Origin of the sequence: Thalassovita mangrovi, from assembly GCF_009857745.1 — a bacterium.
In the GTDB taxonomy this organism is placed as follows: Bacteria; Pseudomonadota; Alphaproteobacteria; order Rhodobacterales; family Rhodobacteraceae; genus Thalassobius; species Thalassobius mangrovi.
In genome coordinates, this window is sequence record NZ_WWEN01000003.1 from 732,118 (window position 1) to 753,744 (window position 21,627).

General features: G+C 63.3%; 17 protein-coding genes and 1 tRNA gene. 15 read left to right on the forward strand and 3 right to left on the reverse strand.

Annotated features, from left to right (window positions below; genetic code table 11):
* Positions 1-3: 3 nt before the first annotated feature.
* The 11 genes from urtE to GR167_RS10080 all read left to right on the forward strand — a co-directional run bounded on the left by urtE (position 4) and on the right by GR167_RS10080 (position 10,557).
* A complete protein-coding gene (gene urtE / locus GR167_RS10030; RefSeq protein WP_160973323.1) occupies positions 4-699 on the forward strand; it encodes an urea ABC transporter ATP-binding subunit UrtE in 696 nt (231 codons plus the stop codon).
* Between the two features lie 92 nt (positions 700-791).
* Positions 792-868 (forward strand) — tRNA-Met (locus GR167_RS10035).
* Between the two features lie 498 nt (positions 869-1,366).
* Positions 1,367-2,971 (forward strand): methyl-accepting chemotaxis protein, encoded by a 1,605-nt coding sequence (locus tag GR167_RS10040; protein ID WP_160973324.1) that lies wholly within the window; start codon positions 1,367-1,369, stop codon positions 2,969-2,971.
* 83 nt (positions 2,972-3,054) lie between these two features.
* Positions 3,055-3,348 (forward strand): hypothetical protein, encoded by a 294-nt coding sequence (locus tag GR167_RS10045; protein ID WP_160973325.1) that lies wholly within the window; start codon positions 3,055-3,057, stop codon positions 3,346-3,348.
* A 27-nt stretch (positions 3,349-3,375) separates the two neighbouring features.
* On the forward strand, positions 3,376-3,741 hold the full coding sequence (locus GR167_RS10050) for a response regulator (RefSeq protein ID WP_160973326.1): 366 nt from the start codon (positions 3,376-3,378) through the stop codon (positions 3,739-3,741).
* The gene (locus tag GR167_RS10055; protein ID WP_160973327.1) at positions 3,741-5,732 is read left to right on the forward strand and encodes a chemotaxis protein CheA; all 1,992 of its coding nucleotides are present in this window, start codon (positions 3,741-3,743) and stop codon (positions 5,730-5,732) included. The genes GR167_RS10050 and GR167_RS10055 overlap by 1 nt, the downstream gene beginning before the upstream one ends.
* Positions 5,729-6,226 (forward strand): chemotaxis protein CheW, encoded by a 498-nt coding sequence (locus GR167_RS10060; protein WP_160973328.1) that lies wholly within the window; start codon positions 5,729-5,731, stop codon positions 6,224-6,226. The genes GR167_RS10055 and GR167_RS10060 overlap by 4 nt, the downstream gene beginning before the upstream one ends.
* A gap of 109 nt (positions 6,227-6,335) precedes the next feature.
* Positions 6,336-6,842, forward strand: coding sequence for a chemotaxis protein CheW (locus tag GR167_RS10065; RefSeq protein WP_160973329.1), 507 nt, complete (start codon positions 6,336-6,338; stop codon positions 6,840-6,842).
* A gap of 13 nt (positions 6,843-6,855) precedes the next feature.
* Positions 6,856-7,692, forward strand: coding sequence for a CheR family methyltransferase (locus tag GR167_RS10070; protein ID WP_160973330.1), 837 nt, complete (start codon positions 6,856-6,858; stop codon positions 7,690-7,692).
* The gene (locus tag GR167_RS10075) at positions 7,692-8,828 is read left to right on the forward strand and encodes a protein-glutamate methylesterase/protein-glutamine glutaminase (protein WP_160973331.1); all 1,137 of its coding nucleotides are present in this window, start codon (positions 7,692-7,694) and stop codon (positions 8,826-8,828) included. The genes GR167_RS10070 and GR167_RS10075 overlap by 1 nt, the downstream gene beginning before the upstream one ends.
* Before the next feature lie 4 nt (positions 8,829-8,832).
* A complete protein-coding gene (locus GR167_RS10080; protein WP_160973332.1) occupies positions 8,833-10,557 on the forward strand; it encodes a methyl-accepting chemotaxis protein in 1,725 nt (574 codons plus the stop codon).
* Between the two features lie 103 nt (positions 10,558-10,660).
* Here GR167_RS10080 and GR167_RS10085 read toward each other — a convergent pair whose 3' ends face one another.
* Positions 10,661-13,573, reverse strand: a complete 2,913-nt coding sequence (locus GR167_RS10085; RefSeq protein WP_160973333.1) for an ATP-binding protein — start codon at positions 13,571-13,573, stop codon at positions 10,661-10,663.
* 324 nt (positions 13,574-13,897) lie between these two features.
* Complete coding sequence (locus GR167_RS10090) at positions 13,898-14,842, reverse strand: LysR family transcriptional regulator (RefSeq protein ID WP_160973334.1); 945 nt, start codon at positions 14,840-14,842, stop codon at positions 13,898-13,900.
* Between the two features lie 99 nt (positions 14,843-14,941).
* On the opposite strand from GR167_RS10090, the gene GR167_RS10095 reads away from it, so the two are divergent.
* Positions 14,942-16,165: a urate hydroxylase PuuD gene (locus GR167_RS10095; protein WP_160973335.1), complete on the forward strand. Its 1,224-nt coding sequence runs from the start codon at positions 14,942-14,944 to the stop codon at positions 16,163-16,165.
* 82 nt (positions 16,166-16,247) lie between these two features.
* Entirely contained in the window at positions 16,248-17,360 is a 1,113-nt protein-coding gene (locus GR167_RS10100; protein ID WP_160973336.1) for a THUMP domain-containing class I SAM-dependent RNA methyltransferase, read from the forward strand.
* Positions 17,361-17,543: 183 nt separating this feature from the next.
* On the opposite strand, the gene GR167_RS10105 is transcribed toward GR167_RS10100, so the two are convergent.
* A complete protein-coding gene (locus GR167_RS10105; protein WP_160973337.1) occupies positions 17,544-18,365 on the reverse strand; it encodes a metallophosphoesterase in 822 nt (273 codons plus the stop codon).
* Between the two features lie 194 nt (positions 18,366-18,559).
* Between GR167_RS10105 and mutL the strand changes: the two genes are divergently transcribed.
* Together mutL and GR167_RS10115 are read left to right on the forward strand one after the other, a co-directional pair.
* Positions 18,560-20,425, forward strand: a complete 1,866-nt coding sequence (mutL, locus tag GR167_RS10110; protein WP_160973338.1) for a DNA mismatch repair endonuclease MutL — start codon at positions 18,560-18,562, stop codon at positions 20,423-20,425.
* Complete coding sequence (locus GR167_RS10115) at positions 20,422-21,594, forward strand: DNA recombination protein RmuC (protein ID WP_160973339.1); 1,173 nt, start codon at positions 20,422-20,424, stop codon at positions 21,592-21,594. The genes mutL and GR167_RS10115 overlap by 4 nt, the downstream gene beginning before the upstream one ends.
* Positions 21,595-21,627 lie beyond the last annotated feature (33 nt).

A 21,627-nucleotide genomic window follows, 5' to 3' on the forward strand; every position in this document is an offset into this window, starting at 1 on the left:
AAGATGCTGAAGATCGACAATCTGACCCTGCATTACGGCAGTTCGCAAATCCTCAACGGCATTTCGATGAGCGCCGAAACCGGCAAGGTGACCTGCGTGATGGGCACCAATGGCGTGGGCAAGACATCGTTGTTGAAGGCGATTTCCGGCAGTCATCCCCGCTCGGGCGGCACGATGGCGTTGGACGGGGAAGACATCGGCAGGCTGCAGGCGCATCAGCTGGCCCAGAAGGGCATCGGGTATGTGCCGCAGGGGCGGATGATCTTCCCGCTGCTGAGCGTGCAGGAAAACATGGAAACCGCCTATGCCTGCCTGCCCCGGTCGGAGCATTTCATCCCCGATGAAATCTATGAACTGTTCCCGATCCTGAAGGATTTCCTGCACCGCCGCGGCGGCGACCTGTCGGGCGGGCAGCAGCAGCAATTGGCGATCGCGCGGGCGCTGATCACCAAGCCGAAATTGCTGCTGCTTGATGAGCCGACCGAGGGCATCCAGCCCAATATCATCCAGCAGATCGGCCGGGTGATCGAATATCTGCGCGAACAGGGCAACATGGCGATTGTGCTGGTCGAACAGTATTTCGATTTCGCCTATGGGCTGGCTGACGACTTCTTGGTGATGCGGCGCGGATCGGTGCTGAAAAGCGGCGCCAAATCCGAATTGACCCGCGACGAACTGGTCGAGGCGGTTTCGGTCTGACGGGTTTGGGGCAAGGGGATGAAAAAGTGCGCCGAAGACGCATTTTCGCCCTTGACGCCAGCGCCCGGCTTGCGTAATTCGCATCCCACTTCGGCGGTGTAGCTCAGTTGGTTAGAGCAGCGGAATCATAATCCGCGTGTCCGGGGTTCAAGTCCCTGCACCGCCACCACTTCCCCCAGATGAAAACAGTTACCGACCCCGGGATTTGCCGTGGGCGGTCATTTTTTTTGTCCAATATCCGAAAATTTTTTTCCACCCTGCCGCCCGTCGTCGCGGCTGGTGGCGCGGCTAGGACTTTGGTCCTGTGCCGTACCCCCCGATTCCAAGTTTCCCATTGGTAGAATCTCCCCTCAATAAGTCGGTATCGATACCGACTATTTCCTGTGAAGCTATTCCGCGGGATGGGGTCCGGTCACATTGGTAAATCGCTGTAAAATCCCAGGAAATATGCCGTTTTTAAGGTCACAGCGCCTCGTGCGTCCGTGTGATTGTAAAAAATAGAGTAAAGGTTTTTCCGGATGTTCGGGGCCGCAGTTTCTTCTCGATTTCTTCGTTTGCCCCATGTGGAGGAAGGCCTCAATTCATGTGGTGGGAGGAGCCCGTCGCATTTCCTTGGAACCCGGCCTGTCCGCCGCGCCCTGACCCCAGCAGCTCTTAAGGATTAAAGATGCGCTTTACGCTCAATGCCCGACTGGCATTCACCTTCCTGTTCATTTTCGCCTCGTTCGCCGGCAGCATGTTCTTTGCCGTGCGCCAATTGCAGAACGCCAATGAGAGTTTCGATCGCGTTGTGAACGGCGAAATGGTCAAGGTGGGCCTGATCGATGAAATCGCCGCAATCGAACAACGCATGCGCAACCAGGTCGCCGAGGTTCTGATCCCGCTGCGGATCGACTCGGATGAACGCATTCCGAACCTGGTGAAACAGATCGAGGCGGAAAACGAACACTTCGGCAAGGTGATCGCCGAGCTGGAGGGGAAGATCGACGAGGAGCAGAAGGAGGCGCTGTCCACCCTGCAGACCATGCATGACCTGGCCTACGAGACCAACGAGTCGGTGCTGCAATACAGCATGAGCGACAGCAAGGCGAAGGGCATCGCGGCCAACACGCTGTTCCAGAACAAGTCGCGTGAATACACCTTCACCTCGCTCGAAGTGACCGCGAAGCTGACCCAGGACCTGAACGAAGGCATGCAGGCCGCCGTGACCGCGGCGGGCGACGCGTTGCGGGAAACCATTCGCAACCTGACCGTCTTCGTGGCCGTCGTCTTCGCGCTGAGCGGTCTTTCGGCGCTGCTGGTGCTGCGGCAGATTTCGCAGGGCTTCAAGCGGTCCATCGACCTGGCCCGCCGCGTTGCCGGCGGCGATCTGCGCGACACCGCCGAGGTCAAGGGCGACAACGAAATCAGCGATTTGCTGAACGCACAGAACGACATGGTGCTGCGGTTGCGCGAAACCGTCGGCAACGTGGCTTCGGCCGTGCGCAACCTGGCCGCTGGCGCGACCCAGATGGCCGGAACCTCCGAAAGCCTGTCCGAGGGCGCCTCGGTCCAGGCCGGATCGACCGAGGAAGTGTCGACCGCGGTGGAGCAGATGTCGGCCAACATCTCGTCGAGCTCGGAAAACGCCGCCACGACCGAGGAAATCGCGGCGAAAGCCGCGCATGACGCCAAGCTGTCCGGCACCACGGTGTCCGAGGCGGTCGCGGCGATGCAGACCATCGGCGAACGCATCATGGTGCTGCAGGAAATCGCCCGCCGGACCGACCTTCTGGCGCTGAACGCTGCGGTCGAGGCCGCCCGCGCCGGCGAACATGGCCGCGGCTTCGCGGTAGTGGCCTCGGAAGTGCGCAAGCTGGCCGAGAACAGCCAGCAGGCGGCGGCCGAGATTTCGGCGATGTCGGCCAATACCGTGACCACCGCGACCAAGGCGGGCGAGATGCTGGAAGCCTTGGTGCCGAGCATCGAAAAGACCTCGAGCCTGGTCAGCGGCATCACCGGGGCGACGCGCGAACTGGCGATCGGATCGACCCAGATCAATGAATCGGTGCAGCGGCTGGACAGCGTGACCCAGTCGAACAATTCCGCCGCCGAGGAATTGTCGGCAGCCGCCACCGAATTGTCGAGCCAGGCCGAACAGCTGGCCGAGGTGATTTCCTTCTTCCAGATCGATGAAAGCGCCGTGGTGCAGGAGGTCGTGATGAAAGCCGAAGAAGGGGCCGAGCTCGATCTCGGCGAAGAAGAAGAGGTCGATTTCAAATTGGCTTCGTAATCGCAGACCCGGCGGCGCTTCGCGGCCGCCGGGTTTGCCGACCACTCTTGAATGAACGCGACGGACATAACGAGGAACCTTCAATGCCCGAAACTGCCCTGCAAATCACCCTCGACGGGTCCAGCACTTTCGACGTCCTGGTGCCGCTCAGAGACGAACTTGCCGGTTTGCCGGAGGGCGAAACGGCCGAGCTGAGCATGGATGTGGCCGAGGACGTGCCGCAATCGGTGCTGTTCGCCCTTGGCCAGCTGCTGTGCGCCGCAAAGAAGGAATCCCGCGTGAGCCCCGAAAACATGTCCTCGCTTGCGGAAACGAATGTGCCGTTCGGCACCCTGCTTGCCCGTACCGGGCTCGGCGCCGAACTGACTGCGGAATAAAACAGAAACCCCTGAAGGTTGACCAAAATGAGCAAAGAAATCCTGATCATCGACGATTCCCCCTCCGTCCGGCGCATGGTGGCCATGACGCTGCAGCAGGAAGGGTTCGAAGTGACCCAGTGCGAAGATGGCGCGCAGGGTCTGGAAACCGCGAAAGCCAAGCGTTTCGACATGGTCATCACCGACCAGAACATGCCGAACATGACCGGTATCGAATTCATCCAGGCCTATCGCAACGATCCCAGCAGCAGCGGCGTGCCGATCATTTTCCTGTCGACGGAAAGCGAAGGCAACCTGAAGGACCAGGCGCGCTCGGCCGGGGCCCTGGGCTGGATCATGAAACCGTTTGAACAGGCCAAACTGCTGGCCGTGGTGAACAAGGTGGTAGGTTAATGATTGATGCAGAAACCCAGGAAATTTTCCGGCAGGAAACCGAGGCTCTGATCGAGAGCCTGCAGGATGCCCTGCTGTCTCTGAACAAGACGCCCGACGATGCCGAACTGGTGACGCAGGTGTTCCGCGATCTGCACACGCTCAAGGGCACCGGCGCGATGTTCGGCTATTCCCGACTGGCCGAGTTCATCCACGATTTCGAAGCCGCCTTCGAAGCTGTCCGTTCGGGCAACGCGACGGTGACGCCGGATCTGATCGCGGTGTCGCTGCGCGCCTATGACCTGATCGTCGCCCTGCTGGAAGGCGAGGAACCGCCGCTGGAACGCGATGCCGAGCTGAAGGCGGCGCTGGCCGCCGTGACTGCGGGCGGCGCGCCGGCTGCGGTTGCGGCCGACGCCCCGGCGGAGGAAGCCGCGGAAGATGGCGAGGTCGAAGCCTGGGTTCTGACATTCAAACTGCCGCCCGATTTCATGGAAATCGGCGGCAACCCGATCGCCATGCTGGACGAGCTGACCGAAATCGGCGGCCCGGACACCAAGGTGCGGGCGCTGACCGACGGGCTGCCGGCGCTGGCCGATCTGAAACCGGCCGCGATGCATACCGGCTGGGAAGTGACGCTGCCGGGCGACGCTTCGGAATCGGACATCATGGATGTCTTCATGTTCCACGAAGATCAGATGGAACTGTCGCTGAAACCGGTGATGAAGGCGAAGCCCGCGGCGCAGGAAGCTGCCGCCGAAGAGGCCAAGCAACCGGAAGCCAAGGCACCCGAAGCCGAGAAGAAGGCAGCCGCCGGGGATCGCAAGGGCGGCACCGCCAAGGTGCAGATGCGCGTTGCCGCCGAACGGCTGGACGACATCATGGACCGGGTCGGCGAACTGGTGATCGCCGAGGCGCGGCTGACCGATCTGGCGTCGAAGCTGGGCGATTCCGACCTGATGGAAGTGGTGGAAACCATCCAGCGCCTGGCGCTTGGCCTGCGCGACACCACCATGGCGATCCGCCTGACCCCGGTGTCCAGCATCACCGGCCGGTTCCAGCGCCTGGCGCATGACCTGGCGGGCAAGACCGGCAAGGATTTCGACTTCGTGATCGAGGGCGAAGAAACCGAGCTGGACAAGACGGTGATCGAAAAGCTGTCCGATCCGCTGGTCCATATCCTGCGCAACGCGGTCGATCACGGTTTGGAAAACCGCGAAACCCGGATCGCCAAGGGCAAGCCGGAACGCGGCACCGTCACGCTGAGCGCGCGCTATTCCGGCGCCGACGTTCTGATCAGCGTCAAGGATGACGGCAAGGGGCTGGACCCCGACTTCATCCGCGGCCGCGCGATCGACCGGGGCCTGATCACCGAGGATGCCGTGCTCAGCCGCAGCGAGATTTTCGCGCTGCTGATGGAGCCGGGTTTCTCGACCGCCGAACAGATCACCGATCTGTCGGGTCGCGGTGTCGGCACCGACGTGGTGAAATCCACGGTCGAAGGGCTGCGCGGGTCGGTGGAAATCGAATCCGAACTGGGTCAGGGCAGCTCCTTCACCCTGCGCCTGCCGCTGACGCTGGCGATCATCGAGGGCCTGCTGCTGCAGGTGGGTGATGAACGCTTCACCGTGCCGCTGGCCGCCGTCAGCGGGATCGTCGAGCAGCCCGAGGAGCTGAAGAAGGGCACCGAGCCGACCACCGTGATCGAGCTGCGCGAGGAACTGATTTCGATCCTGCGCCTGCGCGAAATCTTCGAAGTCGAAGGTCCGACCAACGAGCACCCCAAGGTGGTTCTGGTCGAAACCGGCGGCAGCCAGGTCGGCCTGGCGGTGGACCGGATCATCGGCTCCTACCAGACGGTGATCAAGCAGCTGTCGCCGATGCACAGCCGCCTGAACGTCTTCTCCGGCGCCACCATCCTCGGCGACGGCGATGTCGCCCTGATCGTCGATGTGGCGCAGCTGGTCCGCTCGCAGGGGCTGGACACTCAGAACAAGGAGCAAGCAGCATGAGCCTTGCATTGGTTTCGAACGAAGACGAGTTGAAGGACCTGGTCGCCTTCGAAATGGGCGGCGAGCTGCTGGCGGTTCCGACCCTGATCCTGCGCGAAGTCATCGAGCCGCCGAAGATCACCCGGGTGCCGATGGCCGGCGTCTATTCTGCCGGTCTGATCAATGTGCGCGGCGTGGTCATTCCGGTGACCGACCTGCGCCCGCTGTTCGGCATGCCGCAGAAGGAATTCGACATCGATACGCGCATCCTGGTTCTGGAACTGAACCTCGAAGCGGGCCCGATGACGATCGGTCTGATCGCCGAAAAGGTTCATGCGGTCATGTCGATGGACCCCGCAACGGTGCAGACCGTTCCGACCGTCGGCACCCGCTGGCCGGCGCAGACCGTCAAGGGCATCGGCCGCTGGAACGATCGCTTCGTCAACCTGATCGACCTGGCGCGCGTCGCCGAACAGCATCTGGGCGCGGACCAGGCGGCCGATCACGCAGCATGAGGAAATCCGGTCATGAAAGATCTGTTTTCCCGCCCCATGAATCCGGTCCGGCCGTCGCCCGCAGCGGCTGCCGTCACCGCCCACGCTAACGCAAGACAGGACGTCGAACATGTTTGATCAGCAGAACAAGACGGACGAGCTTCAGAAAACCTACCTGACCTGCAGGCTGGGCGATGAATGCGTCGGTCTGTCGGTGTCGAGGGTGATGGAAATCCTCGATCCCAAACCCGTCACCAAGCTGCCGCGCGCGCCCGAGTTCCTTCTCGGCTATATCGACCTGCGCGGCGAAAGCATCCTGGTGGCCGATATGCGCCTGCTGCTGGCGCTGCCCTACAAGGAAGACACGCCCGACACCCGGATCATCGTGTTGTGGGTGCAGACCGGCGGCAAGGAAGTGCCGATCGGCCTGCGCGCCGACCAGGTGTTCGAAGTCACCCGGCTGGACGACGACAAGCTGGAAACCTTCGCTCAGCAGGGTCTGCTGAACTGGGACACCCGCATGGTCGCCGGTGTCGGCCGCCGCAACGGCAATTTCGTCACCGTTCTGGATCTCGACCGGATGCTGAGTTCGGAAGTGATTTCGGAACTTCATCAGACCGTCGCAGACGCAGCCTGACAGAGGGGAAGCCATGACGTTACCCATCGTAGCCGTCGATCGTGAATTGCGCCAAAAGCTGTGTTCGATCGTAACGCAGAAAACGGGCATCCAACTGCCCGAAAACAAGTCCGCGATGATCGAGGGGCGGCTGCGAAAACGGATTCGCGCCGTTGGGGTGCCGGATATCAGGACCTATCTGGAAATGGTGTTCGACGGTGGTCACCTGGCAAATGAATTGCCGCATATCATCGATGTGCTGACCACCAACAAGACGGATTTCTTCCGCGAGAGCCCGCATTTCGACTTCATGGTGAAACATATCCTGCCGGCACATAGGGCCGGCCGCGCCTTCCGGTTCTGGAGCGCGGCGAGCTCGACCGGAGAAGAGGCCTATACCACCGCGATGGTCATGGCCGAACATGCCAAGCGCCAGCCGGGATTCCAGTTCTCGATCTTGGGCACCGACATTTCCTCGACCGTGGTGACCAAGGCCCGCCAGGGCGTCTATAGCCGCGACGATATCGTCGATATCCCCCGGCCGATGCAGGACGAATACCTGGAACTGGGACATTCCAGCGACGGGCGCGCCCTGGCGCGGGTGATCAAGCCGCTGCGCGAGCGGGTGAAATTCGCCCAGATGAACCTGACCACCGCGCCTTATCCGGTGGAAAAGAACATGGACGTGATCTTCCTGCGCAACGTGCTGATCTATTTCAACGACGCGATGCAGAAACAGGTGGTTTCGGCGGTCACCGATCATCTGCGGCCGGGCGGTTACCTGTTCGTCGGGCATTCCGAATCCGCCGCCGCCACCGATCCCCGGTTGGTTCAGAAGGCCGCCGCCGTCTATCGCAAGGAGGCCGATTGATGACCGTGCATTTCCAGACCCAGGACCAGGTGCGGGTGATGATCGTCGAAGATTCGCTGACCGCGCGCACCATGCTGAAACACATGGTCGAAACCGCGCCCGACCTGCGCGTGATCGACATGGCCAAGGATCCGTTCGACGCGGCCGAGAAGATGCGCAAGGTGCTGCCCGACGTGATCCTGCTGGACGTGGAAATGCCGCGCATGGACGGGCTGACCTTCCTGCGCCGGATCATGTCGCAGCACCCGATCCCGGTGGTGATCTGTTCCAACCACACCCAGCAGGGGTCGGCGGCCTCGATGAAGGCGCTGGAAATGGGCGCGGTCGAGGTGCTGTCGAAGGCCGATATCGGCGCGCTGTCGAAGAATGACGAAGGCACCCAGCGGGTCTGCCACGCGGTGCGCGCCGCGTCGCAGGCGCGGATCACCCCCAAGGCGAAAGCCCGCAAGAAGGTGGTGCGCGACTTCAACCCGCAGAAGAAGCAATCGCCCGACGTGATCATGCCGGCGCGGCTGCCCAATGCGCCGGCGGTACTGAAGACCCCGCCGATCGTCGGCATCGGCGCCTCGACCGGCGGCACCGAGGCGCTGGCCAAGGTGCTGAAGGAAATGCCGAAGGATTGCCCGCCGATCGCGATCGTGCAGCACATGCCGGAAAAATTCACCGAAGCCTTCGCCAATCGGCTGAACAAGCTGTGCGATGTCGAGATCCGCGAAGCCCGCGACGGCGACAAGATGGAACGCGGTCTGGCGCTGATCGCGCCGGGCAGCCACCACATCGTCATCGAACGCCAGGGCCGCGCCTATGTCTGCCGGGTGATCGACGGGCCGCCGGTGACCCGGCACAAGCCGTCGGTGGACGTTCTGTTCCGGTCGCTGTCGATCCAGGCCGGCGGCAACGCGATGGGCGTGATCCTGACCGGGATGGGCGATGACGGCGCCCAGTGCCTGCTGGAAATGCGCCAGGCCGGGGCCCGGACGCTGGCCCAGAACGAAGAAAGCTGCGTCGTCTACGGCATGCCGCGCGAAGCCGTTGAACGCGGCGCCGCCGAAAGCGCGGTCCATCTGTCCAAGATCACGTCGCATATCATGAAGTTCGACGCTGAGCACCAAGCCAAGGCAGCTCTGAAAGGGTAATGAGATGAAACAATTCCGTATGGTGTCAGTGAATGCGCGCGGCCTGAACGATGGCCCGTTCCAGCGCATCGAAACCGTTCTGAGCGACATCCTGGACAAGCTGTTCTTTGCCTTCGACGAGACCAAGAAACTGCGCGAAGGGGTGGCCGATCTGGACCGGCTGCTGGACCCGTCGAACCTGACCCGGGTGAATGCGCGGCTGCGCGCGGTGGCCGACCTGATGGATCAGATCGACGACAACAGCGGCGAGGCCAAGAACTTCGTGCAGGACCTGCGCGACAACAGCCGGCAGATGTCCTCGACGCTCAAGGACCTGTCCAAGATCATCCAGTCGTCGAATATCGTGTCGCTGAACGCGCGGATCATCGCGCAGGGCCACCGCCACCGCCCGCTTGGCGATCAACTGGTGCGGCTGGCCGAAAGCCTGTCGGATATTTCCAATGATGCCTCGGTGCTGGTGAAGGAAATGTTCGAGGTGATCGACAGCATCGTCGATTCCACCCAGGACATGGGGCGCAATGTCGAACAGCGCGCCGCGGCGCTGTTTTCGACCCTGAAGCCCAAGGCGCGGGCGCTGGAATCGGCGCTGACATCGCTGGAAAAGGGGATGACGGCGGCGCGCTCGGCCTCGGTTTGGCTGTCGGAATATGTCGAAGTGGCCGAACGCGACGTGTCGGCGGTGATTTCGGCGCTGCAGGTCGGCGACCGCAGCCGCCAGCGGGCCGAACATGTGCGGCTGATCACCAGCCGGGCATCGCTGTACCCGTCGCAATCGACCGAGGCGCACAGCCTGATGCTGCTGGCGCGGGCGCAGATGCAGCAGACTGTGAACGAAGCGGTGACCGATACCCGCAAGGCCAGCATGCAGTTCGCCTCGCTCGCCGGGCGGCAGCAGGAATTCCTGGCCCGGTGCCGGGAAATCGCATCGTCCTTCTCGGATTGCGAACAGACTCTCGACGGGGGCGCGCCGACCGGCGCGTATGGCGGCTACGGCGCCTCCGAGGGCAAATTCGACTTCGCCGCCAGCTCCGTGGCCGAGGAAAAGGCGCAGCAACGGCTGCAGGATGCCGATAACGCGCTGGTGGAGCGCAGCAAGACCCTGTCCGACTGCGCCTTCCAGATGAAGCTGGCCGCGCTCAACACCATCATCACCTGCGCCCGCGGGTTCCGCGAAGCGATGGACATGATCATGATTTCGCAGCAGATCAACGAAGTGATTTCCGAGGTGCCTGACACGTTCAGCCACTTCGCCGGGATCATGGAACAGACCAAGCAGCGGATGCATGAATGGTCGTCGCGCGAAGCCGGGGCGGTGGATGACGAAATCGAAGGGATGGACGACGAAGACCCGACCCTGACCGAGGCGCGCAAGGTGCTGGGCAAGCTGCTGCCCAGCCTGAACAACGACGCGCCGCAGATCGCACAGGCGATTTCGTCCAGCGCCGACACGTTCTTTTCCTTCTTCCGCGAACTGGAACAGCTGGCCGAGGACGACCCGGTCGCGGTGGCGCCGCTGCCGCTGGCCGACGCGGTGACCTCGGAGGTCTTCGCGCTGCACTTGGAAGAATTGCACAACTGCTACACGATGCAGGCCGAACGCGACATTCAAGACATCATGTTCGCCGAGCTGAAAGGCGAGGCGGAACCGGAAGCGCCGGTGGCGCAACCGGTCGCCGCGCCGGAACCGGCCGCAGCCGCCGAAGACGACCTGTCGGATATCTTCTTCTGATTTCCGCTAGCTGCCCTGCAACGGCCGCCCTGTCCTTCGGGACATCGGGCGGCCGTTCGTTTTTTGGGCTCGGGTTCGTCAGTGCCGGATCGGCGCTATCCGCTCAGGCGTCGGGATGGGCCTTGCCGTTCGAGGCATAGGTCGCCATCAGGGTCCTGAGCTTGTCCGGCGTCAGCGGCTTGGGGACATATTCGTCGATGTCGCAGCGCTGGCACAGCTGCTTGATTTCCATCGTCAGGTCGGCGGACAGGGCGACGATCGGGGTTTTCGGCAGATGCTTGTCGGTTTCCTCGGCGCGGATGTTCGAGGCCATCTGGAACCCGTCCATGATCGGCATGTGGCAATCCGACAGCAGCAGCGTGTACTTGCCGCTGCGCCACAGGTCCAAGCCTTCCTTGCCGTTTTCCACCGCATCGGCCGCGATGCCCAGCTTGTCCAGCATCCGCATGGTGATTTCGCGGGTCATCCGGTCGTCTTCGATCAGCAGCACCTTGCTTTGCGGGATCGCAGCCCCGGCGGGTTTCCTGGCCGGTTTCGCACTCAGCGCGTTTAGCCTGTCGATCAGCAGCGACGGCATCAGTTCGGCCAGCGCGATCCGGTTGCCGTGCGGGTCCTGTTCGGTCGGATCGGGGAGCCCCACGATTTCCAAGCGCGGCGCGCCGGAGCCGCCGACCGACAGCATGTCCAGATCCTCGGCGGTTTCGCCGTAGAGGATGACATAATCGGGTTTCAGGTGGCGGTTTTTCTGCGTCGGCATGTCTTCGGTCACCAGAACGGCGCCGGCGTTTTCGACATAGCAGCGCAGGATCGCGGCGACATCGGGATCGTTGCCGTAGAAAAAGACGGCCTTGCCATGCAGCGCCCGGGCGGCGCCGATATCATGCCCGCTGCGATCCGCGATCGCCTGCATCGGGATATCGATTTCGACGGTCGTGCCTTCGCCGGGGACGCTTTTGACGTCGATCCGGCCATCCATCAGATCGACCAGCCGCTTGGTCAGCGACAGGCCCAGCCCGGTCCCGCCATAGCGGCGGCGGATCGATCCGTCGCCCTGGGTGAACGGGCGGAAGATTTCCGCGATCGTGTCTTCGGTCATGCCGATGCCATTGTCGCGCACCTGCAGCACCACATGCTGGATGCCGTTGCGCATGGCGCCGTTCTGCAGCGATATACGGACCTCGCCGTCCTGTTGCTTCTGCGAACTGAACTTGACCGCGTTACCGGCGACGCTCAGCAGGATCTGCCGCAGCCGCAGCCCGTCCGCATGCACCATCGGCAGGTCGGGGGCGCAGAACGGGATCAGCTTGGTATGGCTGCTCTGGCTTTGCCAGCGCAGCGTATCGACGGTGTCCTGCAGGATGTTTTCCAGCGAAACGTCCTGCGGCGTCAGTTCGAAATTGCCGTTTTCCATACGGGCAAAATCCAGCACGTCGTCGATCATGCTCAGCAGCAGCTTGGCCGACCGCCGGGACGATGAAATCAGGCTGGCGTCCTCGTCCCTGCCAAGCCGGTCGCCGATCAGGTCGAGCGCCGAAATCACACTGATCAGCGGCGAGCGCAATTCGTGGCTGATGGTGGACAGGAAGGACGATTTGGTGCGGTTGCCTTCCTCGGCCTTTTCATAGGCGTCGCGCAGGGTGGCTTCGCGGCGTTCGATGTCACGGTAATCGTGGACCACGACAAGGTAGTTTTCGTCGCTGCTGTCGCTGTCGATGGGATCGACGCGCAGGCCGATGGGAATCCCAGCCTTGCCCTTGCCGATGCCCTGGCCGCGGATCATGGTGTCGGACGGGTAGGCCGCCAGCGCTTTCAGGCCCTTTTCGGTCAGATCGCCCTTGGTTTCGTCCTCGACCCTGGCGAATTCGCCGATCTCGGACCCAAGCGCGAATTGCGGGTCCAGCCCGAACACCGAGCGGAAGGCCGGGTTCACATTGGTGATGGTGCCGCGGGCGTTGACGATGAAATTGACGTCCTTGTTGGCGGCCATCAGCGACATCACGAAGCGCTTTTTGTGCTCGGCCAGCCGGGTGACCCGCAGCGCCGCCAGCGCCGCGAGGGTCGACACCACAATGGCCGCGAAAAGCGACACGATGTCCAGCGTCTTGAAGAAATCGCGCAGCCCATAGGCGGTTTCCCTGTCGATTTCGGTGACAAATCCAAGCCCCAGGTCGGCATTGTACAGCCAGGCCCCGACGACGTCTTCGCCGGCATGGTTCAGGTAACCGTCGGTGGATATGTCGTTGTTGCCCTGTAACGCCTGCCGCACCGGCAGGGTGCGTAGCAGCGGGGTCCGGGATTTGGCGGCGGCCTTGGACAGAAGATTGCCGTCGGAATCGAAGGCATAGGCATTCAGCCGCATCTGCAGCGAGGCGCTTTCGATCAGCGGCAGCAGGTCGTCGCGCGGCGACAGGCGCAGCGCGATCAGGGCGCTGACGACGCCGTCCTTGTTCCAGATCGGCGCGATCACGAATTGCGTCGCGGTGCCGCGCGGGCTGGTGTCATCGTTCAGCGGCACGTCGGAGGGCTGCAGCCGGGTGATCAGCGTCGCCCCGGCGAAGGCTTCGAGAAACTGGTCGGATTGGTCCAGCAGCAGGTTGGGCGTGCCGGTATTGGCGATCCGCGACGAGGCAAGGCTGATCCCGTTCGGGGCAATGATGAAATAGCCCTCGATATGGCCGCTGGCCAGATAGGGGCCGAAATGGTCGCGCAACCGCTGCTGATCCGGATGGTCGAGCAGCGCCTCGCGGTCGTCGGAAACGTCCATCAGGCTGTTGGCCGCGTCCCTGACTATGTCCAGCGTCGAGGCGGCGATCGCTTCGCGCTTGCGCCGGTCGGCCCATTGGTTCACTGCCGCCTCGGTCGCGATCATGTTGTCTTGCAGGCGGGAAACGAGGTTGGCCTGGTATTTGCGGTCAAGCGCGCTTTCGACAAGCAGGTAACCGGTGATCAGGGCAAGGATCACCAGCAGGTAAATCAGCGCGATCAGCGGAACGATGGGGCGAAAATTACGTTCCATGAAACCCCCTGCGGCGGCCTGCAGGCAGGGCCGGGATCGTGGGGCGGTGCGCCACGAAAGGCCCTGAATAGGGTCTGGGTCCTTGCAAATTCTTCACTCCCAAAAACGGGCAAAACGGTAACGCGATTCAAACAACCGCCACCGGAACCGAAACTATCTTCTTTGACTGCTTTAACCATTTCTGACGTTTCGCGAAACGAAATCCTTCGCGAAGGCGCCAACATCAAAACAGACGCATAAAGTTTAGCTGATCTCCGGGAGTCTGCAAAGCGGGTTAGTCGCTATTGCATATGTCTTTTATTATAGATCGTGGGGCGGAATCGCTTATCCTGCCTGTCCCGGTTCCGGCCTGTAGGAGGCGTGCAGTTCCGCCAGTTTATCGCGGCAGTTTTTCACCATGAATTCGGCAAACAGCTGCACCTTCGGATCGCGCAGCCTGCGGCTGGGCGACAGGCAGACAAGCGGCACCGGCAGCGGCGGATTCTTGACCGCCACCGGCACCAAGGCGCCCGCGGCCAGGTGGTCGGCCACCTCGAAAATCGGTTTCATCACGATCCCAGCCCCGTCGAGCGCCCAGCCCGTCAGCACGTCGCCATCGTCGGATTCGAACGGACCGGTGATTTCGAACCGCCGCTGGCCGTTGTCGGTCTGCAGCGTCCACTGGAATTCCCGGGCGCCGGGAAAGCGCAGGTTCAGGCAGTCGTGATCCTGCTCGATCAGGTCGTCGCCGGTTTCGGGCATGCCGCGCCGGGCGATGTAATCGGGCGCCGCGCACAGCACGCGCGGGCAATCGGCGATCACCCGCACCTTCAAATCGCTGTCCTGCAGCGGCCCGAGCTGAAAGGCCAGGTCGAGCCCTTCGCCGGTCACGTCGATGACCCGGTCCGACAGCCGCAGCCGCACGTCGATATCGGGGTAGAGTTTCTTGAACTGCGGCACCAGCGGCGCGATGAAGCGCCGCCCGACGCCCAAGGGGGCCGCGGCGAACAGCGTACCGCGCGGCGATTGGGTGGCGAGCATGACCTTGGCCTCGGCGTCCTCGATCGCCTCGACGATCTTGCAGGCGCCTTCATAGAACAGCTTGCCGTGCTCGGTCGGGTGCAGCGCGCGGGTGGTGCGGTTGAACAGCCGCACCCCCAGATGCCGTTCCAATTCGGCGATGCGCGACGACGCGACCGCGGGCGAAGTGCGCTGATCGCGGGCGGCGGCGCTCATGCTGCCCAATTCATAGACACGCAGGAACATACGGATGTTGTTTACATAGGCCATTTTCAAAGGGTTCTTGAAACTGTTCTTTCGATTTGAAGAATTAACAAACAAGTGCGGCGGGCGATAGCCTGCACGAAACCCAATCCTCAGGAGGTCCCGATGTATGATTTTGCCGCCATGGGCGCATGGCTGGAATTCGCGGTGCGCTGGCTGCACGTGATCACCGCGATCGCGTGGATCGGATCATCCTTCTATTTCATCGCGCTGGATCTTGGTCTGCACCGTGACCGCAACCTTGCCACCGGCGCCGATGGCGAGGAATGGCAGGTGCATGGCGGCGGATTCTACCACATCCAGAAATACCTGGTGGCGCCCGCGAACATGCCCGACGGGTTGGTGTGGTTCAAATGGGAAAGCTATTCGACCTGGTTGTCGGGTTTCGCCCTGCTGGCGGTGGTTTACTACATGGGCGCCGAATTCTACCTCGTCGATCCGGCGGTGATGGAGCTGGCCAGCTGGCAGGCGGTGCTGATTTCCATGGCCTCGCTGGCGTTCGGCTGGGTGGTCTACAACACGCTGTGCAAGCAGTTCGTGAACGCCAACCAGACCGCGCTGATGGTGGCGTTGTTCGTGGTGCTGGTGGGCATGGCCTATTTCTACACCAGCGTGTTCTCGGGCCGCGCCGCGATGCTGCATCTGGGGGCCTTCACCGCCACGATCATGAGCGCCAACGTCTTCTTCATCATCATCCCGAACCAGAAAATCGTGGTGGCCGACCTGATCGCCGGGCGCAAGCCGGACGCGAAATACGGCAAGATCGCCAAGCAGCGGTCGACCCATAACAACTACCTGACGCTGCCGGTCATCTTCATGATGCTGTCGAACCATTACCCGCTGGCCTTCGCCACTGAATACAACTGGATCATCGCCAGCCTGGTGTTCCTGATGGGCGTCACCATCCGGCACTATTTCAACTCGCTTCACGCCCGCAAGGGCAATCCGACCTGGACCTGGCTGGCCACCGCTTTGCTGTTCATCGCGATCATGTGGCTGTCCACCGCGCCGATGTTCCGCACCGAGGAGGTCGAGGAAGCCCACGGCCCCGCCCTGCGCTTCGCCGAGGCCGAAGGGTTCGAAGACGTCGCCGATATCGTCATGGGCCGCTGTTCGATGTGCCACGCCGAGGAACCGGGCTGGGAAGGCCTGCACTGGGCGCCCAAGGGGGTGCGGCTGGAAACCCCGCACCAGATCGCGATGCAGGCGCGCAACATCTATCTGCAGGCGGGGCTGAGCCACGCGATGCCGCCCGCCAACTTGAGCTTCATCGAACCCGAGGAACGGGCGAAGATCGTCGCCTGGTACAAGGCGGCCACCGAAGGGTAAGCCCAAGCCGTTTCCTTGCCCCCGGTTCGCCGGGCGCAAAATACCTGTCGCGCCGGGCCTTATTCCCCGCTAATCAGGCGCAATGGATCAAACCTTCGAAATCTTTCTCGTCGGCCCTCCGGGGCTGGAACCTGTGCTGGCGGATGAAGCCCGCGAAAAGGGCTTTGCCGACGCCGTGGCGGTGCCCGGCGGCGTCACGCTGACCGGCGGCTGGGCCGATGTCTGGCGCGCCAACCTGACCCTGCGCGGCGCGACGCGGGTCTTGGCGCGGATCGGGTCGTTCCGCGCCTTCCACCTGGCGCAGCTCGACAAAAGGGCGCGGAAATTTCCCTGGGGCGATGTGTTGCGCCCCGATGTGCCGGTCCGGGTCGAGGTGTCGACCAACAAGAAATCCAAGATCTACCATGCCGGGGCGGCGAAACAGCGGCTGGAAACCGCGATCGCCGAGGAACTGGGCGCGCCGATTTCGGAAGACGCCGAGGTCCAGATCAAGGTACGGATCGACGACAACCTGGTGATCGTCAGCGTCGATACTTCCGGTGAATCGCTGCACAAGCGCGGCTACAAGGCCGGTGTCGGCAAGGCGCCGATGCGCGAAACCATGGCGGCGCTGCTGCTGCGCGCCTGCGGTTACGACGGGACCGAACCTGTGGTCGACCCGATGTGCGGCTCGGGCACCTTCCCGATCGAGGCGGCGGAGATCGCCAAGGGGCTGCTGCCGGGCCGGGCGCGGTCCTTCGCCTTTGAGAAACTCAACGGGTTCAATGACGCACTTTGGCAGGACATGCGCGGGGCCAGCCAGCCGCATGAAACCGACCTGCTGTTCTATGGCTCGGACCGCAACGTCAACGTGATCGGCATGGCGCAGGACAATGCCACCCGGGCCGGGGTGGCCGATTGCACCCGCTTCCACTGTGCTTCTGTCAGCGATTTGCAGCGCCCCGACGGGCCGCCGGGTCTGGTCTTCGTCAACCCGCCCTACGGGGCGCGGATCGGCAAGAAGAAGGACCTGTTCGCGCTTTACGGATCGCTGGGCAAGGTGCTGACGGAACGGTTTTCCGGCTGGCGCGTCGGCATCGTGACCAGCGAAACGCCGCTGGCCAATGCGACCGGGCTGCCGTTTGAGCCTTCGGGGCCGCCGATTGCTCATGGCGGGTTGAAGGTGAAGCTGTTCAAGACCGGGCCGCTGGCCTAGTTTCTGCAGTCCGGCCCGGGACAAGGCCGAAGGCCGCCGGGCCAGCGCCAGTCCGCCCCCCGGGCTGGCGCTTTGGAGGGATTCGCTCCGATGCTGATGGCTAGCACGGGTTAGGCTGGCATAAACTGCCAAACTCAACCGTCGCAGCGCCACCCCGCGGACTGGCGCTGGCCCGGCTTGCCGTCATTCGGCGGGTTTGGCCCAGTCTTCCCAGTCGTTGCCGTGCATTGCGACATCGCCGTCCCAGGCGAAGGGGATCTGGTGGATCACGACGTCTTCGTCCCGGACCAGCACCACGCGATAGGCCGGGTCCATCGCGGCCATCGGCGACACATCGGACGGGGCCAGGTTCGGAATGGTCTGGTGCAGGGTCGAGGGCACCCCGGAAAACGGAATCCCCGCCAGCGTGCCGCTCAGCGGTTCGTGCACATGGCCGAAGAAGAGATGCACGATCTTGTCGCGGTTTTGCTTCAGCAGCTCCCGCAGCGGGGCCTGATCGGCATCGTTCAGCGACAGCATGTCGGAGGACGGATCGCCCAGATGCAGCGGGTTGTGATGGAAGAACAGGTAAGCCTTTTCGCAGCCCGCCAGTTGGTCCGCCAGCCAGTCGCGGCGGGCGGCGCAGAAATGCCCGGCATGGGTTTGCGGCTCCACCGTGTCGCAATAGATGAAACGCCCGGCGCTCAGGTCCTCGGCATGGTTGACGAAACCGTTGGCGTCGCGCGGGTGATCGGGAAAGGCGGCCAGGAAGGCACCGCGTTCGTCATGGTTGCCGACCATCAGGCGGGTTTCGACCGGCATGGTTTCCAGCGCGTCCTGCAGCGCCGCATAGGCGGCGGGATCGGCCCAATGGGTCAGGTCGCCGGTGATGATCAGACGCTCGGCATCGGCGTGGTTTTCGGCGATATGGGCGAAAGCCCGTTGCAGCCGCTCATGCGGGTCGAGCCCTTCGACCAAGACGCCGGGTTCGCCGAGATGGATGTCTGACATGTGGATGAATTTCATTTCCGGTCCTCGGGCGGCAACGCCTGCCGCGCCCTCTTTCGTGTTGCGATTCGGCGGCTGGATACCGCGCGGGTTTGTCGCTAGGATGACAAACCCCGGCCCCGGCTGGCAGTATTTATACAGGCGCCCCGGGGTGAATTCCGGCGCAGATCGGCAATGGTCGAATCGCGTGCAACTATGCTAGGTCTTGTAACATGGCGCAGGCATCCCCCAACATAAGCGAAAATCAGCCCGTTATCCGGCAACTGGACGAAGGCACGATCAACCGCATCGCCGCGGGCGAGGTGGTGGAACGTCCGGCATCCGCCGTGAAGGAGCTGGTGGAAAACGCCATCGACGCGGGGGCGCGGCGGATCGAGGTGGCGATTGCCGATGGCGGCAAGACCCTGATCCGGGTCACCGACGATGGCTGCGGCATCACCGCCGAACAATTGCCGCTGGCGCTGTCGCGCCATGCGACGTCGAAGATCGACGGGTCGGACCTGCTCGACATCCACAGTTTCGGGTTTCGCGGCGAGGCTTTGCCATCGCTTGGCGCGGTGGGGCGGCTGACCATCACCAGCCGCGCGGCCGGGGGCGATGCGGCGCAGATTTCCGTCACGGGGGGCGCGATGGGGCCGGTGAAACCGGCGGCGCTGAACCAGGGCACGGTGGTGGAACTGCGCGACCTGTTCTATGCCACGCCTGCGCGTTTGAAATTCCTGCGCACCGACCGGGCCGAAACCCAGGCGATCGGTGACGTGGTCAAGCGGCTGGCGATGGCCGAACCCTTCATCGGTTTCACGCTGCGCGACGTGTCGGGCGGCGGCGAAGGCCGGGTGACCTTCCGCGCAGACCCCGAAAGCGGCGATCTGTTCGACGCGTTGCATGGCCGTCTGGCCCGGGTGCTGGGCGCGGAATTCGCCGAAAACGCGCTGAAGATCGACGCTGAACGCGAAGGTTTCATGCTGACCGGCTACGCCGCTTTGCCAACCTATTCGCGCGGATCGGCGGTGGCGCAGTTCCTGTTCGTCAACGGCCGCCCGGTGAAGGACAAGCTGCTGATCGGGGCGTTGCGCGGGGCCTATTTCGATTTCCTCAGCCGTGACCGGCACCCGGCGGCGGCCTTGTTCGTCGAATGCGATCCGCACAAGGTCGACGTCAACGTGCACCCGGCGAAATCCGAGGTGCGGTTCCGCGATCCCGGCATGGTGCGCGGGCTGATCGTGTCGGCGCTGCGCCATGCTTTGGCCGAGGCGGGGCATCGGGCATCCACCACCGTCGCCGGGGCCACCCTGGGCGCGTTCCGGCCGGAACCGGTGCAGCCGGGACCGGCGCGGGTCTACCAGATGGATCGCCCGTCGCAATCGGCGCTGACCCAAAGCTACCGCGCGCAGGCCCCGGAGCCGGGTTTTGCCGAGATGGCCCAGAGCTACAGCGCGCGGGTGGAAGAGGTGATCGAGACCGGCGCGGAAGCCCCGGGCGAGACCCCGATCGAGGCGCTGCCGCTGGGCGCTGCGCGGGCGCAGGTGCATGAGAATTACATCGTGGCGCAGACCGAAACCGGCATGGTGATCGTCGATCAGCACGCCGCGCATGAACGGCTGGTCTATGAGAAGCTGAAGCGCCAGATGGCTGAAAACGGGGTGGCGGCGCAGGCCTTGCTGATCCCCGAGATTGTCGAGCTGTCCGAGGGCGATTGCGCCCGGATCATGGAGGTCGCAGGCGACCTGCAACGCTTCGGGCTGGGCATCGAACCCTTCGGCGGCGGCGCCGTGGCGGTGCGCGAAACCCCCGCCATCCTGGGCGAGGTCAACGCGCGGGCGATGGTTCTGGACATCCTGGATGAACTGGCCGATCTGGGCGACAGCCAGACCGTGCAGGCCCGGATCGAGGCGATCCTGAGCCGGGTTGCCTGTCATGGATCGATCCGGTCTGGCCGCCGGATGCGGGCGGAAGAAATGAACGCGCTGCTGCGGGAGATGGAGGCGACGCCCCATTCCGGCCAGTGCAATCACGGGCGGCCCACCTACGTGGAGCTGAAACTGAGCGATATTGAGCGGTTGTTTGGACGGACATGATCGAAATTAACGGGCAGGTTTACGGTTTGGGCGATCCTCTGGGGATCGCGGTTCTGGCGGCGGCGGGGGCGCTGTTGCTGGTGGTGATCCTGCTGATCATGGCGGTGCGGGCGTCCGGCCGCTCGGCACGGTTGGCGGAACCCTTGGCGATGCAGATGGGCCAGCTGGGCCAGCGGGTGCAGGCGCTGTCGGACGGGCAGCAGCAGCTGGCCGGCGGGCTGACCCATGTGGCCGAGGCGCAATCGGCGTCGCAGACCAACATGCTGCAGCTGATGGAAAAGCGCCTGGCGCAGGTGCAGCAGCAGATGACCGAAAACCTGCACGGCGCCGCGCGCAACACCGCCCAGTCGCTGGGCGAATTGCAGCAGCGGCTGAAAACCATCGACAAGGCGCAGGAAAACATCACCAAGCTGTCGGGCGATGTGCTGAGCCTGCAGGATATCCTGTCGAACAAGCAGACCCGCGGCGCCTTCGGGGAAATCCAGCTGCGCGATATCGTGACCAAGGCGCTGCCCAGCGACAGCTTCACCTGGCAGGCGACGCTGTCGAATGGCAGGCGGGCCGATTGCCTGATCCACCTGCCCAATCCGCCGGGCCCGATCGTGATCGACAGCAAGTTCCCGCTGGAAGCCTACGAGGCGCTGCGCCGCGCCGAAACGCAGGACCAGCTGACCCGCGCGGCGCAATTCCTGCGCCAGACGGTGCGCACGCATATCAAGGCGATTTCGGAAAAATACCTGATCGAGGGCGAAACCGCCGACGGCGCCTTGATGTTCCTGCCCTCGGAGGCGGTCTATGCCGAACTGCACGCCAATTTCCCCGAACTGGTGCGCGAAGGGTTCGACAAGCGGGTCTGGATCGTGTCGCCCACCACCTGCATGGCGACGCTGAACACGATGCGGGCGATCCTGAAGGACGCGCGCATGCGCGAACAGGCGGGCGCGATCCGGCGCGAATTGGCGATGCTGTTTTCGGATGTCGAACGGCTGGGCACGCGGGTGGAAAACCTCGACCGGCATTTCGGCCAGGCGGCCAAGGATATTGCCGAGATCAAGATCAGCGCCGACAAGGCAGGCCGCCGCGCCCGGCGGCTGGATAATTTCGATTTCGAGGAACTGGCCCCCGAAAGCGAAAGCCACGTGGTGCCGCTGGAACGGCCGAAGAGCTGAATTAATCCAAATCAAGGTACTGTGCTGCGCCGC